The organism is Streptomyces sp. NPDC059456 (assembly GCF_042750055.1).
In the GTDB taxonomy this organism is placed as follows: Bacteria; Actinomycetota; Actinomycetes; order Streptomycetales; family Streptomycetaceae; genus Streptomyces.
This window is the reverse complement of sequence record NZ_JBHYVA010000142.1, coordinates 1-14955: the sequence shown is the minus strand read 5'-3', so window position 1 is coordinate 14955 and position 14955 is coordinate 1. Positions and strand designations below refer to the sequence as shown.

The following is a 14955-nucleotide window of genomic DNA, read 5'->3' as shown; positions in this document are numbered from 1 at the left end:
CGCGACGCCGCCGCGCTGCCGCGGGCCGTGGCCGGCGGGGACCCGCTGCTGGCGCGGCGGCTGGCCGGGCTGGCCGCCCTGGTGCGCGCCGCCGACGCCCTGCTGGACGAGGCCCGGGAGCACGAGGAGCGGCGGGATCCGGAACGGGCCGCGGCGGCGTACGGGCGGGCGGCCCGGCTGGCCCGGGACTGCCCGCGCGCGGTGCGCGGCCTGGTCCGCACCCACCGGCCCGGCGGCGAGGGGCACCCCGGGCCGCTGGAGGCCCGGACCGTGCCCGGCGGCGTCGCCCTGCACCTGCCGCCCGGCACCGACCCGGACACGACCTGGCGGGTGGTCCGGCTGACCCGCCGCGAACCGCTCGCCACACCGCTCCCGGACGTGCCGGGCGCGCTCGGCGCGGAGCCGCTCGGCGCGGGGCCGCTGACCGATGCGCGGGCCCCGCTCGGGCGGGAGGTCCGGTACGTGGCCCTCCCGCGCGGGGACTCGCCCGGCACCCCCCTGATCAGCGCGCCGCTGCTGGTGGCCCCCGAGGTGGCACGGCTGCGCCTCGCCGACGGCCGGGCCCGGATCGGGGCCTCGTGGCTGCGGCCGCCCGGCGCGGCCGGGGTCCGGGTGACGCTGACCGGCCCGCGGGGACGCACCGTGGAGCTCGGCGCCCCGGGCTCGGCCGACCCGGCCGCGCCCGGCACCGGACGCGGCGCGGGCACCGGGGCCGGCCCGGCCGGCGGCACCACCACGGCCGGCGGCGGCACGGACGCCACCGCCCCCGGGAACACCACGCCCGGCGGAGCGGCTCACGGCCACACCGCGGACGACGGGCGGGAGTCCGTGCGGGCCGGCGGCCTGGAGCCCGGGGCGTACCTGCTGCGGGTGCGGTGCCGCTACCGGCCGGACGGCATCCCCGGCGGTGACGAGGTGCTCTCCCCCGGGATCGAGGCACCGGTCACCGTGCACCGCTGGCCGGATCCGGTGCTCGGCCTCACCGCGGCCCCCCGGGACGCGGGCGGGCTGGAGTTCCGCTGGGCGGGGGGCGCCGGGGCCGAGGTACGGCTGGTCGAGTGGCCGGGTCCCGCCCCGGCGGAGGGCGCCGAACTGGCGGCCGCCGCACTGCCGCCGGCGCTGCCCTGGGTGGACGCGGCCGGGATCGCCGTGCCCCCGCCGGGCACGCTGGCCACCGTCAGCGCCGTGGCGGTCCTCGGCGAGCGGGCGCTGGCCGGGCCGGGCGTGACGGTCGAGGCACCGGAGGCCGTCGCCGGGCTCACGGTCCGGCGGACCGCCGCCGGGCGGGCCAGGGTCAGCTTCGACTGGCCCGACGGCGCGGGCCGGGTCACCGTCGCGCTCACCCCCGAGCCGGGCGGCGAGCGCACCGAACACCCGGTCGTACGGGCCGTTTTCCTGCGCGAGGGGCTGGAGCTGCCGGTCGGCCCCGGCGCCGTCCGCGTCACCGCGTACGCCGCCCCGCGCAGCGCGCTCGCGGTCGCGGCCGCCCCGCGCGAGGCCGGTCAGGCCCTCCTCCCGGCCGACGTCGCCATCGCCTACCGGGTCCTGCCCGGGCCCCGGCGGATGCTGCGGCGCGGTCCCGCCGTGCTCCGGGTGACCCTGCTCGCACCCGGCGGGGATCCCGGTTCCGGGCTGCCCGACTTCGTCCTCGTCGCCGCGACGGGCGGTGGGGCCCGGCCCCACCGGGCCGCCGACGGTGCCGAGCTGTGCCGGGTGACCGGCGCCGAACTCGCGGTCTCGGGCACCGTGGAGCGCGAGATCGTCCCCTCCGCGCCCGGCGGCCCGTACGCCGTGCGCGGTTTCCTCCTCGGCGGCCGTGCCGCCTCCGTCCGGCTCGACGAGCCCTCCCTCACCTCCCTGGTGGTCCGCTGACATGACCTCCGTCGTCTGCCCCTACTGCTTCGACCGTTCGGCCGCCGCCCGGTTGCCGTTCCGCTGCCAGATGTCCGCCACCGGCGTGCGCGGCGGCAAGCCCTGCACCGCCGAACTGGACGGGATATGGGCCGAGTTCATGGGGCCGAGCGTGCCGCCCGCACTGAAGATGCGAGGTCCCGTCTTCACCGCCCCGCGCGGGCTCGCCGGCCGGCTCGGCGGTGGCACCCGGGCGGACTGCCCGAACTGCGGGGTGTCGACGCCGGTCCGGGTCTGCCTGCGCTGCCACAGCGACTTCCCGAGCGACTACACCGACCAGGACACCCGGATCATCGCCCTGCTGGGCCCCAAGGCGTCGGGCAAGAGCACGTACGTGTCGGTGCTGATCAACGAATTGCGCAACCGGGTGGGCCGCGCGTACGGCGCCTCCATCACGGCGATGGGCGGCGAGACCCAGCGCCGGGACCGGGAGATGGCCGAGGACCTGTACGACCGGCTGCGGCTGCCGCAGGCCACGCGACCCGCGGCCCTGGGCTTCAACGACCCGCTGCTGTACCGGCTGAGCCTGCCGCTGCGCCGCCGGTTACGCGGGGACGGCAGCCGGCACACCGCGCTGGTGTTCTTCGACGCGGCGGGCGAGGACCTGGGCAGCGCCGAGGCCATGGACCGCTACACGCACTACCTGGCGGCCGCCGACGGGATCATCCTGCTGGTGGACCCGCTCCAGATGCGGGCCGTACGGGACCAGCTGCCGGTGGACTCGGGCCTTCCGATGCCCACGGTGGAGACCCCGCCGCAGCAGATCGCGGCGGACCTGGCCGCACAGCTGCGGGCCCACGGCCGGGGCACCTCGCGCGGCCGGGTCACCACGCCCGTCGCGGTGGCGGTGACCAAGACGGACTCCCTGTTCTCGCTGCTGGGTGACCACTCACCGCTGCGCCGCAACGCCGGCCACGCGGGCGGCGCGGTGGACGACGAGGACCGGCTGGCCGTGCACGAGGAGATGCGGGGGCTGCTCGACGGCTGGGACTCGGGGGCCCTCTTCCGGCAGCTGGACCGGGACTTCGCGCAGCTGTCGCTGTTCGGGCTCTCGGCGCTCGGCTCCCCGCCGCCCGCACACGCCCCGGCCGACGCGCCCAAGTCGGGGCCCCAGCCGCTGCGGGTCGAGGATCCGCTGCTGTGGCTGCTGGGCCTGGGCGGGCTGCTGCCGCGCACCGGAACCGGCGGCGCGGGCCGGCGTACGACGACGGGGCCCGCCGCGCGCACGGGTGCCGCGACCGGCGGGACGCACGTTCCGGGAGGAGAGGCGTGAACCTCGCCCAACTGCACTACACCTCGGCCCCGCCGGGCCCCGACGGCTCCGGCTTCCGGTTCACCGCCGTCAGCCCCGGCGTGCCCGCGTCGCTGCTGCGCGAGGCCGAGCAGCTGATCGGGTACGAGCCGCCGCGGGACGCCCCGCCGCGGCCGAGCGCCGACCAACTGGGCTCCTTCCCGCAGGCGCTCAGCCTGAACGTGCTCTCCGACGGCAGCAGGCTGCTGGCCCGCTCCGTGTACACGGGCGCCGACTACAGCGGCCGCTGGGGCAACTTCCACGCGCACGCGGTCCATCTGCCGCAGCCCGCCGACGCGGAGCGGCCGGCCGGGGGGCAGCTGCCGATCACGTCCTGGGGCTCGCCGCAGTGGGCGGCCGACTCCCCGCCGGCCGGGGCGCCCGTGCCCGTGCTGGCGTCGGTGCCCGCCCCCGGCCCGCTCGACCTCGGCGGGCTGGCGGCCTTCGTCACGGCCCGGGGGCGGTGGCTCGCCGGGTTCTTCGCCGACGTGCGCAGGCTCGTCGAGGATCCGGCCGCCCCGCAGCTCGTCCTGGTGGAGGAGGACAGCGAGGCCGTGGCCTGGTGGATCATGCTCGCGTGCAGTGTGCTGCCGCACCGGCGCGGGCAGTGGCTCACCTTCACCACGTACACCCGGCGGCCGCAGCTCGCCCGCCAGCAGATCATCGGCGTGGTGCCGGAGGACGGTCTGGGCCTCGCCGGGCAGGAGCACCGCTACCGGGTCTACGACCCGGCCCGCGCGTCCGCGCCCGCCGCGGCCCCCGACCCGTGGGCGCAGACCGCCGCGCTGATCTGGCGGGCGCAGCGGCAGGAACTGTTCGCGGACGTCCGGCGGCTGCCCGGCGCGCGGTCCGGTCCGGCCGGAACAGCCGGGGCGGCGGGGGCAGCCGGGGCGGCGGGGCCGTACGAGGCGGGCCCGCTGGCCGCGCTGGCGCTCGCCGCCGGTGTCGGCCGGGATTCGGCGGGCCGGGCCGCGGCCCCCCCCGCGCGCGGGGGGGGGGGCGCCGGCCGGCCCCCGGGCGCCGCGCCCCGGCCGCGCGCCGGGGCGATCACCGCGCGCCCCCGCTTCCGCATGCCCCGCCCGGAGGCCGGGGCCGCCGGTCAGCGCCGCAGCTGCACGAACGTGCGGCCCGCGCACTGCCAGGTCAGCGCCCGGGTCCAGCCGGCCTCCGCCGCCTCGGCGCGCAGCGCACGCGCGCCGAGCCGGGCCCAGGCGAACGGTGCCCCGCGCCCGCCGTGGCCGTCGTCGACGTGCACCTCGACACGTTCGTCGACGTCCACCGCGGCGACCTCCACCAGCAGGGAACCGCCGGGGGCGGCGAGCCCCGCGGCCCGGCGCAGCAGTGCGCCGGGATCCCCGCCGATGCCGATGTTCCCGTCGATCAGCAGGACCGTGCCCCAGCGGCCCTCGCGGGGCAGCGGGTCGAACACGGACCGGCACAGGGCGCTGCCACCGGTGCGCACCGTACGGGCGACCGCCTCCGGCGTGACGTCCACGCCCAGCGCCGTGTGCCCCAGGCGGGCGAGGGCGGCGACCAGCCGGCCCGGTCCGCAGCCTATGTCCAGGACCGGGCCGCGGCAGCGTGCCAGCACCGTGGCATCGGCGGTGTCGGGTTCGGCGCACCAGCGCTCCACCTCCAGCGGCAGCAGCCATCCGTCGCTGCGGCGCAGGTAGAGGGGCCCCCGGCCGGTGCGCAGGGCGTCGGCGTACGGATCGGTCCGCCAGGTCCCGGCGGGCTCCGCCAGCTGCGCCGTCACCGTACGGCCGCGCACAGTTCGGCGTGCAGCACGGCGAACCGGGTCGCCGGCGCGCGGGCCGCTACCCGGACGGCGTCGTCCGGGGTGTCCACGTCCCGAAGCGCCGGGAGGTCCCGTACGGTCCGGCCGGACTCCGTCAGCCGCAGGCGCTGCACCCGACCGGTGTGCGGGACGGACATCGGGACGCCCAGCAGCAGCGCCGGGTCGGGCTCGGCGAGCCCGAGGGCCCAGAAGCCGCCGTCGGGGGCCGGGCCGAACCAGGCGTCGGTCCGGCTGAAGTCGAGGCCCTCGGCGAGGAGTTCCGGGGTCACCTGCGGGGTGTCCATGCCGATCAGCAGCGCCGGACCGTCGCACAGGGCGAACGCGGCGGCCAGCCGGGCGTCGAGCCCTCCCGCGCACTGCGGCACCACCTCGATCCCTGCGGGCAGCCAGGGCCCCGGCGCGCCGTCGAGGCAGAGGACCCGCCGCCGGGCCGGAGCGGCCAGCACCGCGTCCAGGGTGTCCCGGAGCGCGGCGCGGGCCAGGCCGGCGGCCTGCTGCGGGGTGAAGTACGGGGTCAGGCGCGTCTTGACCCGGCCCGGGACCGGCGCCTTGGCGACGACGAGGAGGGTGCCCGCGGGCTCGGCGGCGGAGGTGCTCATGTGCGGATCCCGTCGGCCGGGACGGGCCGGGTGCCGGGCGCCTCGGCCAGCACCCGCCGCATGTCCCGGACCGCGTTCCAGGTGCCCCGCCAGGTGCCGGTGACCTTGGACTTCCCGGAGCGCGGCAGGTACGGGACGTCCGTCTCGGCCACCCGCCAGCCCGCGTCGGCGGCCCGGACGACCATCTGGAGCGGGTAGCCGCTGCGCCGGTCGGTCAGCTCCAGGCCCAGCAGCGCCTCGCGGCGCGCGACCCGCATCGGTCCCAGGTCGTGCAGCCGCAGCCCCGTGCGGCGGCGCAGCATCCGCGCCAGCGCGAGGTTCCCGGCGCGGGCGTGCGGGGGCCAGGCCCCGCGCCCCTGCGGACGGCGCCGGCCGAGCAGCAGGTCGCTCTCGCCGGCCGCGACCCGGGCCGCCATCGGGGCCAGCAGAGCGGGGTCCAGGGAGGCGTCGCAGTCGCAGAAGCAGACGAGGTCGGCGCGCGCGGCGAGCAGCCCGGCGTGGCAGGCGGCGCCGAACCCGCGCCGGGGTTCGTGCACCACGGTCGCGCCCAGCCGGCGGGCGATGTCGGCGGAGCCGTCGGTGGATCCGTTGTCGACGACGATGGCCCGCCACCCGGCCGGCACCCGCGCCAGCACCCAGGGCAGCGCCTCCGCCTCGTCGAGGCACGGCAGTACGAGGTCCGCCCGGGGCGGCACACAAGCAGAATCAGTCACGCTCCACACCGTAGGAACCGGACGCGGACGAAAGGGGTTCCCACTCCTTACGAAACGCGGACGCCGTGCCGGACCGGGGATCCCGCGGTACCCGCGGACCGGCGCGGATGACAGGCTGGGGCCATGGCAGTCAGCAATGCGCACAGTACGGACGAGGGCCACGGCGCCGTCGGAGCCGGTGGGACGGGTGCCCGGGACCGGGCCATGGGCGACGTCCTGGTCGTGGACGACGACCCGACCGTCTCGGAGGTCGTGGCCGGATACCTCGACGGGGCCGGCTTCACCGTGCGCCTGGCCGCCGACGGACCGGCCGCGCTGCGCGCGGCCGAGGAGCAGCGGCCGGACCTGGTGGTCCTCGACCTGATGCTGCCGGGCATGGACGGGCTGGAGGTCTGCCGGCGGCTGCGGGCCCGCGAGCGCGGCGCCGGGCGGGACGGGCTCCCGCCCGTCCCGGTCATCATGCTCACCGCCCGCGGCGACGAGGACGACCGGATCCTGGGCCTGGAGGTCGGCGCGGACGACTACGTCACCAAACCCTTCAGCCCGCGCGAGCTCGTCCTGCGGGTCCGCTCCGTCCTGCGCCGCGCCGTGCCCGCCGCACCGGCCGCCGCCGGACCCCGGCTCACCGCGGCGGGCCTGAGCCTGGACCCGGCGGCCCGCCGGGTGACCAAGGACGGCGGGGAACTCGCCCTCACCCTGAGGGAGTTCGACCTCCTCGCGTACTTCCTGCGGCACCCCGGGCAGGTTTGCGACCGGGAGCGGCTCATGCGCGAGGTCTGGGGCTGGGACTTCGGCGACCTGTCGACCGTGACGGTCCACGTCCGCAGGCTCCGCGGCAAGATCGAGGACGATCCGGCGAGTCCCCGGCTGATCCAGACCGTGTGGGGCGCCGGCTACCGCTTCGACGCCCACCCCGGCCCGGCCGCGTCCGCCACGACTCCCGGGACGGTGGACGGCCGTGAGTGACCTGCTGCTGATCGCCCTGTACGCGCTCCTCGGCGCCGGCGTCGCCGGGGCACTGGGCGCGCTCGCCCTGCGGATACTGCGGCGGCGCAGCGTCGCCGTCTCCCTCGCCGTCGTCGCCGCGGTCGCCGTGTCCGCGATGCTCGCCGGGACCCTCACCGTGGCCTGGGCGATGTTCCTCTCCTCCCACGACCTGGCCGTGGTGACCACGGTCGCCGCCGTCGCCGCCGCCGTCTCGCTGGGCACCGCCCTGCTGCTCGGCCGGCAGGTCGTCCTGCGCTGCCGCGAACTCGTCCGCGCCGCACGGGTCTTCGGCGAGGCGGGCACCGTCACCACACCCACGGTGCCCGCCCCCGCCGAACTCACCGCGCTCAGCCGCGAACTGGCCCTGACCAGCGAACGCCTGGCCGCGTCCCGCGAGCGCGAGCGGGCCCTGGAGACCTCGCGGCGGGAACTGGTGGCCTGGATCTCGCACGACCTGCGGACCCCGCTCGCCGGCCTGCGCGCCATGTCGGAGGCGCTGGAGGACGGCATGGCCGCCGACCCGGCCCGCTACCACCGGCAGATCCGCACCGAGGTCGACCGCCTCAACTCCATGGTCGGCGACCTCTTCGAGCTCTCCCGCATCCACGCGGGCGCCCTCAGCCTCAGCCCGACCAGGATGTCCCTGTACGACCTCGTGGGCGACGCCCTGGCCGGCACCGACGCCCTCGCCCGCGAGCACGGCGTACGGCTGGTCGGCGAGGGCATCGCACCGCTCCCGGTGCAGGTCGACGGCAAGGAGATGACCCGGGTCCTGTCGAACCTGCTGGTCAACGCCATCCGTCACACCCCGGCCGACGGCACGGTCGCGATCGCCGCCGAATCCCGGGAGGGATCCGTGGTGCTCTCGGTCACCGACGCCTGCGGCGGCATCCCGGAGGAGGACCTCCCGCGCGTCTTCGACACCGGCTGGCGCGGCAGCGCCGCCCGCACCCCTCCGGCCGGAGCGGGCCTGGGCCTGGCGATCGTCCGGGGCATCGTCGAGGCCCACGACGGGCACGCGCACGTACGCAACGTCTCCGGCGGCTGCCGCTTCGAGCTCACCCTGCCGGCGCCGGCGTAGCGCTCACGGCTGCTTGGCGCAGGTGACCGTCACCTGGTCGCTGCGCGCCGACATGTTCTGGTCCGGCACGTGCAGGGTGACGTACGCGGACACCGTCGTCGTGTTCGCCATGACCGATCCGTTCACCACCTTGAGCAGGGAGACGCTCGTGGTGCCGGGGGTGAACCGGGCCGTGCCCGGGTCGATCGGATCGGCACTGGACGCGTACGTCCAGTAGTAGCGGACCTTCCCCTGCCCGGTGGCCGAGATCTTGCCGTCGAACTCCAGCCTGGGCGGTTTGGTGCAGTCGACGACGGATCCGTTCTTGGTCAGCGTGAGCACCTCGACCTTGGTGACCTTCACGTTGCCCTTGCCGCCGCCCGGCTTCTCCCGGGGCGGCGTCGAGCAGGTGACGTGCCAGGTCTTCTGCGATCCGCTCATGCGGTAGTCGACGCTGTACGGACCGTAGCGCAGGCCCTGCCTGCTGAGCTCGCCCTGACCGTCCACCACGGTCCGGAAGGACGACTTCCCCTGGATCCGTACCGACTGGTGCGCGGGAAAACCGCTGAGGTGGAGGTCGTACCGCTGCTTCGCGCCCGGCACCAGCTCGCAGGAGGGGGCCAGCGGGGCCCGGGCGGCCGCGGACGGGGCCGCGAAGGCGGGGGAGAGGGCGACCGAGGAGGCGAGGAGCGAAGCCGCGAGGAGCGCCGGCCCCCGGTGCCGGTTCGTCTGCCGATTCATCGTGCTGCCCTTCGTGAGAGGAAGCCCCCGATGCCGGACCACCAGGATATCGGCCCCGCCGGAACCCGATCATCCGGACACCGGGCCGACGCCCGGCCCCGGGCACCGCTGCGAGGTCCCGGTTCCGTGGGACGGGGCGTCCGTGGCAGGGTGAACGGATGACGAGCCACCGCGAACGCCCCGCCGATCACCCGCCTGCGCCCGATCACCGGCCGTCCGCCGGTCTCCGGCCGTGGCCGGACCCGGCCGGCGTCCACGGTGACCTCCTCGCGGCCAGGGAACGGGTCTACGACCCCTGCGGATTCACCTGCTCGCAGCCGGTCGCCGAAGCCGAGGGCGCCGAGTACGCCGCGTGTGCCTTCACCCTCGACGGACGGTCCGTCCGGTTCCGCGCGGCCAAGACGACTCCCACCAAGGCCGGCCAGTTCGTCACCGTGTGGCAGAGGTCCCCGGAGGGGCCCATCCGGCCCTTCGACACCGCCGATCCCGTGGACCTCTTCGTCATCGGCAGCCATGACGACGACGGCTTCGGCCAGTTCGTCTTCCCCGTGGACGCGCTCGTCCGGCACGGGGTCGTGTCGGACGGCGGAGCCGGCGGGAAGCGGGGCTTTCGCGTGTACCCGCCCTGGGTGTCCACCGCCAACCGCCAGGCCGACCGCGCCCAGGCGTGGCAGGTGGAGCACTTCCTCCACCTGCCGCCGGACCGTCCCCTCGACGAGGCCCGCGCCCGGGAGCTCTACCGGCGTTAGCGCACGGCGGCCGAGGCCTCGCGCTGGTGCGGGACCGGCGCCGACACCTGTACGCCGTCCTGGTGGAGGGCGACCGTCCGGGTGGGAGCGGGGATCGAGATGCCCTCCGCACGGAACCTCTGGTGCAGGCGCTTGATGAACTCGTGCTTGATGCGGTACTGGTCGCTGAACTCGCCGACGCCCAGGATCACCGTGAAGTTGATCCTGGAATCCGCGAAGGTGTGGAACCGGACCTTGCCCTCGTGGTCGGGGACCGCGCCGTTGATGTCGGCCATCACCGTGTCGACGACCTCCAGGGTCACCTGCTCGACGTGCTCCAGATCGCTCTCGTAGCCCACGCCCACCTGGACCGGGATCGACAACTGCTGCTCGGGCTGCGTGAAGTTGGTCATGTTCGTCCGCGCGAGACGCCCGTTGGGAATGATCACCAGGTTGTTCGACAGGTTGCGGACGACGGTGTTGCGCCAGTTGATGTCGACGACGTACCCCTCCTCGCTGCTGCTGAGGCGGATGTAGTCACCGGGCTGCACGGTCTTCGAGGCGAGGATGTGCACGCCCGCGAAGAGGTTGGCGAGCGTGTCCTGCAAGGCGAGGGCCACCGCCAGACCGCCCACGCCGAGCGCCGTGACCAGCGGCGCGATGGACACGCCCATGGTTTCGAGGGCGACGAGCACGCCCATCACGAGCACGACGATCCGCGTGATGTTCACGAAGATGGTCGCGGATCCGGCCACGCCGGTCCGCGCGCCCGCCACGGACTGGACGAGCCCCGCGACGACCCGGGCCGCGCCGAACGTGGCGATCAGGATCAGTACGGCGGTCAGCGACTGGTTCACGAAGCCCAGGACCCGCGTGGTGAGCGGCAGGGCCGACGCGGCCACCGCGACGCCGGCGATGAACGCGGCCCACGGGGCCAGGGTGCGCAGCGCGTCGACGATGATGTCGTCCCCGCTCCACCGCGTCCGCTCGGCGTGCCGGCCCAGCCAGCGCATCAGGGCCCGCAGCAGCAGTCCGGCCACGGCGCCCGCGGCCACCGCGATCCCGGCCACCAGCCAGTCGTGCAGGACGAGTTCCCGGTTCAACGGACGCCCTCCGCTCGGCGCCGGACCGGGGGAGCGGCGACGGGCGCTGCGGGCCGTCGTATGAGGTGTGTCGTCACCTTGTCACCTGTCAGTTTGTCGTGCATGGAGCCGCGTTCGGGCGCGCGTACGCATTCCGGAACGGGCTGCCATCCTGCCCCATGGGGCGCGCTCCTCCTGACGGCGGGCCGGTCAGGGGGCCGCAGGGCCTCATCGCGGGGCGGGGAAGGTGGCGGTGGGGGTGTTCCACCCGGTGACTCTGATGCGGGGAGCGGAGCCGTGCAGGTCGGCGGTGCGGTAGGTCGCCGTCAGCGTCGCCGACTCGCCGGGCCACAGACTGATCTGGTTGTCGGACCACCGGACCGGCAGGACCGGGGCGTCCGCGGCGTCGACCAGGTGGAGGTCGGTGAGGAGGGCCGGGGTGTTTCCGGTGCCGGTGTTCCGTACGGTGACGGTCGTCGTGGACGTAGCGGGCGAGCCGGGGTCGGCGGTCGTCGTCGCCGTGGCGGACACGGACGCCCGCGCCATGGACCGCAGCCCGGTGAGATCGGCGTAGGCCGTGGTCGGCGTGTGCCACCAGTCGCTCTCGTCGTAGTCGAGGACGTCGCGGCGCGTGGAGAGCCAGTACACGTTGCGGCTGACCTCACGGCCGGCGGCGTCGGTCAGGACCAGCCGCGCGAGATGGGTGGCGGACAGCCCGTCGACCGTGGCCGGGAGCGTCAGCGCGACGGCCTTCGCCCCGTTCCCCGCGACACCGAGGCCGGTCACGGTCCGGTCGTACTTCTGCGTCCCGTCCGTGTTGAAGAGGGTGACCCGCGCGGTCAGCCCCGACACCGGCGCCGCCCGGCGGTTGACGACGGCCACGGTGCGGTCGTCGTACGAGTACTGGATGTGCAGCGGCTCGTTCGCCTTCTTCGCACCGAAGTACGCACCGCCCTGGTCGAGGAAGCGGTCCACGAGCTGCCAGTGCAGCGAGGTCCAGCCGCTGTTGAACATCCAGTACACGACGCCCGTGGACGGCTTCGAGGCGTCGGTGGCGTTGCGCGCGTACGCCTCGTACTGCGCGCGGACGTTCTCGTACTGGGCGAGCTGCGCCTTGGCCACGTAGTCCTCCAGGCTGACCGGGGCGCCGTACCGGGCGGTCAGGGCGTCGTCGTACAGCTTCAGCGTGGCGTACGTGCGCGAGGGCGAGCGGTGGTACTGCGGGGCGGCCGGCTCCTTCCACAGGGCGGTCAGCTCGGCCGGGGACATCATGCGGCGCAGGGTGTCGAGGGTGGGTACGTCGGGGCCCGCGCTGGTCTCGGAGTTGAAGCCGGTGGCCCCGCCCTCCCGTTTGTCGTACCAGTAGCCGGGCGGCACCCAGTCGTACGGGCCGGGCATCCGCATCCCCGAAGCGCCGGTCAGGGGTGCCGATGCGGCGGCGGCCGCGGGGATCACCGGGGTGGGCCAGTCGGCGGCCTTCAGCGCGTCGACGTAGCCCTTCTCGATCTCCGCATTGGGGGCGAAGTCGCTGCCGATGAGGAAGGAGATGACGCTGGGGTGGTCGCGCAGGCGCGCGGCCTCGGCCGCCATGGAGGCCTTGGCGACGGGGTGATCGGCCTCGGTCCAGCTCTCGCCCGCCTCGCTGCCGTTGACCTCGCCCTCCCATTTGGTGCAGCACTGCCAGCCGGGCAGGGTGAGGATCCCGTACCGGTCCGCGAGGTCGAAGAACTCGTCCTGTTCCAGATGGCCTTCCAGCCGCAGGGTGTTGAGGCCCAGGTCGCGGGCGTACGCCAGCCGGTCCTCGGTGTAGACGGGGTCCCAGCGCAGCAGCTCGTCGGGGGACCAGCCGGCGCCCCGGATCAGCAGCGGCTTCCCGTTGACGGAGTACTGGCGGGCGCCGTCCTCGTTGAGGGGGGCCTGCACGCTGCGGATGCCGAAGCCGTGGCGGGCCCGGTCGGACACGGCGCCGGAACCGGAACCCGCCCCGGCCGCCGGGACCGTCACCGTCAGGTCGAGTGCGTACAGGTGCTGCGGGCCCATTCCGGCCGGCCACCACACGCGGGGCGAGACGAGGTGCAGCCCGGGGGTGTCGGCCGGGGTGAAGACCACCGTCTTCGTCTCGTGCGCGCCCAGGGGCACGTCCCGGTGCAGGGCGATGGAGGTGCCGCCGTCCGAGGCGATGGCGCCGGTGACCGCGGCGGTGACGGCGTCGGCCGATGCGTTGCGGACCTGTGCCTTGACGGTCAGGTCCGCGGTGGCCAGCGACGGCAGGGCCAGGCCGGTCAGTACGTGGGCGTCGCGCAGGGCGACGGGGCCGCCGCGCCGGACGAGCACGTCGCGGACGATGCCCATGTTCTCGTCCGGGGGCGGCTGCAGCCAGTCGAGCCAGCCCAGAGTGAGGTTCTTGCGGGGGTTGTTGGGACTGATCCGGAAGGCGACGGCATTCGTGCCGGCCCGCACCAGCTCCGTCACGTCGAACTCGTGACGGGTGTACGCACCGGCCACCGCGGCCGCGGTGGCGATCTGCCTGCCGTTGACGAACACGTCCGCCGCGGAGACGACCCCGCTGAAGTCCAGGTACGTGCGCGCGGCGGTGTCCTCCACGGTGAACTCGGCACGGAACCACCACGGCACGCTGAACTCGGCGGCCGGGATGCGCTGCTGGTTCGTGGAGTAGAAGGGGTCGGGATGCCTGCCCTCCGCGACCAGGGCGGCCAGCACGGTGGAGCGCGGCCCGGCCGGGTGCCAGCCGGTCGTCCGGTAGCCGGGGGCGGAGACGGCCGCCGCCGCGTCGGTGACCTCGGCGGTCGACCGGATGGCGTACCCCGACAAGGCGGTGGCGCTGCCCGGTGTCCCGGGCACGGCGGTCACCGCCCGTACGTGCGCCGCCGACGGGGCGGGAGCCGCGGCCGGTGCACCCGCGACGAGCGCACCCACCAGGGCGAGCACGCCCAGGGCCGCGGTCTTCCACCGGGCGCCCCGGGTCAACCGGGCCGGCCGGACGACACGGCGGGCCGTCCGGGGGGCGTGGGCATGCCGACGAACACGGGCAGGGGAGGGGAACACGGTGGTCTCCGGGGATGCTGGCCGGGAAGCCGCGTCATACGCGCTGGAGGAGCGGCCCTCAACCTAACGGAACCCGAGCTCCGGATCGCCGGACGCGCCGCACGCGTCCCGGACGATTCCCGGCACCCTCGCCGCGCGCCCGTGCTGCCGGCCGGCGTCGCCTACGGGGCGAGTTCGTAGTCGAACCAGATCCGGTGGGTGCCGTCGGCGTCCACCGCCATGCCGCCCGCCCCCGTGATCCCCGCCAGCGCACCCGTGCCGCTGGAGGGGACGATGGCGAAGAACTCGTTCTGTCTGCCCTCGCCGAGGGTGGTCGCACTGTGCGCGAAGTTGAAGGCGCCCTCCAGCCCGTTCAGGGATCCCTCGAAGGACTCCATCGCGACGTACGTCCCCGTACCGCTCGCGTGGTCGAACGCGGAGGTGAACAGCGTGGCGGACCGGCCGTCCACCTCGCCGTCGTACCGCTTGCGCATCGTGGCGACACCGACGGGCATCGCGGTCTCGATCTCCGGGCCCGATACGGGCGCCGGGGTGAACTCGGCAACGGTGAAGGTTCCTGAGGCTCGCATGCCGGCAAGCGTAGGCGCCGCCACCGACAACGCCCCCCGCGCCGCCGCCCGCCCGCCCTCAGGCCGCGAGGGCGGAGGTGATCACGAGCGGCGGGGCGGCCCGCTCCGCGGTCCAGTCGTAGCGCTCCACGAGTCCCGGATCGGCCAGGGCCCGCGCCTCGTCCACCGTCGGCCGGCGCTGGCCGACGGTGCGGAACCGGGCGCTTTCGAGGAGCACCGGCAGCCGGTCCACGGGCCAGGCGTGGTTGAGCACCTCCTGCCAGCTGCCGTCGGTGCGCCGCAGCCGCAGCGGCATCTCGTCGCCCGTCCGGTACGAGGTGCCCGCGGTGCCCACGCGCAGCGACGTGTACTCCAGGTCCGTGCACGCGGGGTCGCTGGTCAGCAGCACGAACGGGGCCCCGGGCCGCAGC

At 75.5% G+C, this 14955-nt stretch carries 13 protein-coding genes and 1 pseudogene; 6 read left to right on the top strand and 8 right to left on the bottom strand.

Going from position 1 to position 14955, the window contains the following annotated elements; translation table 11 throughout:
* The 3 genes and pseudogenes from ACFXA3_RS15285 to ACFXA3_RS15275 all read left to right on the top strand — a co-directional run.
* The coding region (locus tag ACFXA3_RS15285) for a hypothetical protein (RefSeq protein ID WP_385186959.1) at nt 1–1872 on the top strand (1872 nt) is incomplete at its 5' end.
* Nucleotide 1873: 1 nt separating this feature from the next.
* Nucleotides 1874–3184, top strand: a complete 1311-nt coding sequence (locus tag ACFXA3_RS15280; RefSeq protein WP_385186957.1) for a hypothetical protein — start codon at nt 1874–1876, stop codon at nt 3182–3184.
* Nucleotides 3181–3924, top strand: a pseudogene (locus ACFXA3_RS15275) (hypothetical protein); the annotation flags it as partial. The gene ACFXA3_RS15280 and the pseudogene ACFXA3_RS15275, both read left to right, overlap by 4 nt.
* 377 nt (nt 3925–4301) lie before the next feature.
* Here ACFXA3_RS15275 and ACFXA3_RS15270 read toward each other — a convergent pair.
* From ACFXA3_RS15270 to ACFXA3_RS15260, 3 genes are all read right to left on the bottom strand, one after another.
* Nucleotides 4302–4793, bottom strand: a complete 492-nt coding sequence (locus ACFXA3_RS15270) for a class I SAM-dependent methyltransferase (protein WP_385186963.1) — start codon at nt 4791–4793, stop codon at nt 4302–4304.
* A 161-nt stretch (nt 4794–4954) separates the two neighbouring features.
* Entirely contained in the window at nt 4955–5599 is a 645-nt protein-coding gene (locus tag ACFXA3_RS15265; protein ID WP_385186955.1) for a DUF2064 domain-containing protein, read from the bottom strand.
* A complete protein-coding gene (locus tag ACFXA3_RS15260; RefSeq protein WP_385186953.1) occupies nt 5596–6312 on the bottom strand; it encodes a glycosyltransferase family 2 protein in 717 nt (238 codons plus the stop codon). The genes ACFXA3_RS15265 and ACFXA3_RS15260 overlap by 4 nt, the downstream gene beginning before the upstream one ends.
* A 204-nt stretch (nt 6313–6516) precedes the next feature.
* Between ACFXA3_RS15260 and ACFXA3_RS15255 the strand changes: the two genes are divergently transcribed.
* Both ACFXA3_RS15255 and ACFXA3_RS15250 read left to right on the top strand, forming a co-directional pair.
* Nucleotides 6517–7278 carry a response regulator transcription factor gene (locus ACFXA3_RS15255; RefSeq protein WP_385186961.1) on the top strand — a complete coding sequence of 254 codons (762 nt, stop codon included), beginning with the start codon at nt 6517–6519 and terminating at the stop codon, nt 7276–7278.
* A complete protein-coding gene (locus ACFXA3_RS15250) occupies nt 7271–8380 on the top strand; it encodes a sensor histidine kinase (RefSeq protein WP_385186951.1) in 1110 nt (369 codons plus the stop codon). The genes ACFXA3_RS15255 and ACFXA3_RS15250 overlap by 8 nt, the downstream gene beginning before the upstream one ends.
* 3 nt (nt 8381–8383) lie before the next feature.
* Here ACFXA3_RS15250 and ACFXA3_RS15245 read toward each other — a convergent pair whose 3' ends face one another.
* Nucleotides 8384–9100 carry a hypothetical protein gene (locus ACFXA3_RS15245; protein ID WP_385186949.1) on the bottom strand — a complete coding sequence of 239 codons (717 nt, stop codon included), beginning with the start codon at nt 9098–9100 and terminating at the stop codon, nt 8384–8386.
* 158 nt (nt 9101–9258) lie between these two features.
* Here ACFXA3_RS15245 and ACFXA3_RS15240 point away from each other — a divergent pair, with 158 nt between their 5' ends.
* Nucleotides 9259–9849, top strand: a complete 591-nt coding sequence (locus ACFXA3_RS15240) for a MepB family protein (RefSeq protein WP_385186947.1) — start codon at nt 9259–9261, stop codon at nt 9847–9849.
* On the opposite strand, the gene ACFXA3_RS15235 is transcribed toward ACFXA3_RS15240, so the two are convergent.
* From ACFXA3_RS15235 to ACFXA3_RS15220, 4 genes are all read right to left on the bottom strand, one after another.
* Entirely contained in the window at nt 9846–10931 is a 1086-nt protein-coding gene (locus ACFXA3_RS15235) for a mechanosensitive ion channel family protein (RefSeq protein WP_385186946.1), read from the bottom strand. The two genes, ACFXA3_RS15240 and ACFXA3_RS15235, sit on opposite strands and share 4 nt — an antisense overlap.
* 207 nt (nt 10932–11138) lie before the next feature.
* The gene (locus ACFXA3_RS15230) at nt 11139–13898 is read right to left on the bottom strand and encodes an exo-beta-D-glucosaminidase (RefSeq protein WP_385186944.1); all 2760 of its coding nucleotides are present in this window, start codon (nt 13896–13898) and stop codon (nt 11139–11141) included.
* 239 nt (nt 13899–14137) lie between these two features.
* Nucleotides 14138–14545 carry a DUF3224 domain-containing protein gene (locus ACFXA3_RS15225; protein WP_385186942.1) on the bottom strand — a complete coding sequence of 136 codons (408 nt, stop codon included), beginning with the start codon at nt 14543–14545 and terminating at the stop codon, nt 14138–14140.
* A gap of 58 nt (nt 14546–14603) precedes the next feature.
* On the bottom strand, nt 14604–14955 hold a 352-nt coding region (locus ACFXA3_RS15220), incomplete at its 5' end, for a hypothetical protein (RefSeq protein ID WP_385186940.1).

Coding starts and splice junctions, on each gene's coding strand:
- ACFXA3_RS15265 (WP_385186955.1), bottom strand. CDS start 5,599: ATGAGCACCTCCGCCGCCGAGCCCGCGGGCACCCTCCTCGTCGTCGCC.
- ACFXA3_RS15245 (WP_385186949.1), bottom strand. CDS start 9,100: ATGAATCGGCAGACGAACCGGCACCGGGGGCCGGCGCTCCTCGCGGCT.
- ACFXA3_RS15255 (WP_385186961.1), top strand. CDS start 6,517: ATGGGCGACGTCCTGGTCGTGGACGACGACCCGACCGTCTCGGAGGTC.
- ACFXA3_RS15240 (WP_385186947.1), top strand. CDS start 9,259: ATGACGAGCCACCGCGAACGCCCCGCCGATCACCCGCCTGCGCCCGAT.
- ACFXA3_RS15280 (WP_385186957.1), top strand. CDS start 1,874: ATGACCTCCGTCGTCTGCCCCTACTGCTTCGACCGTTCGGCCGCCGCC.
- ACFXA3_RS15225 (WP_385186942.1), bottom strand. CDS start 14,545: ATGCGAGCCTCAGGAACCTTCACCGTTGCCGAGTTCACCCCGGCGCCC.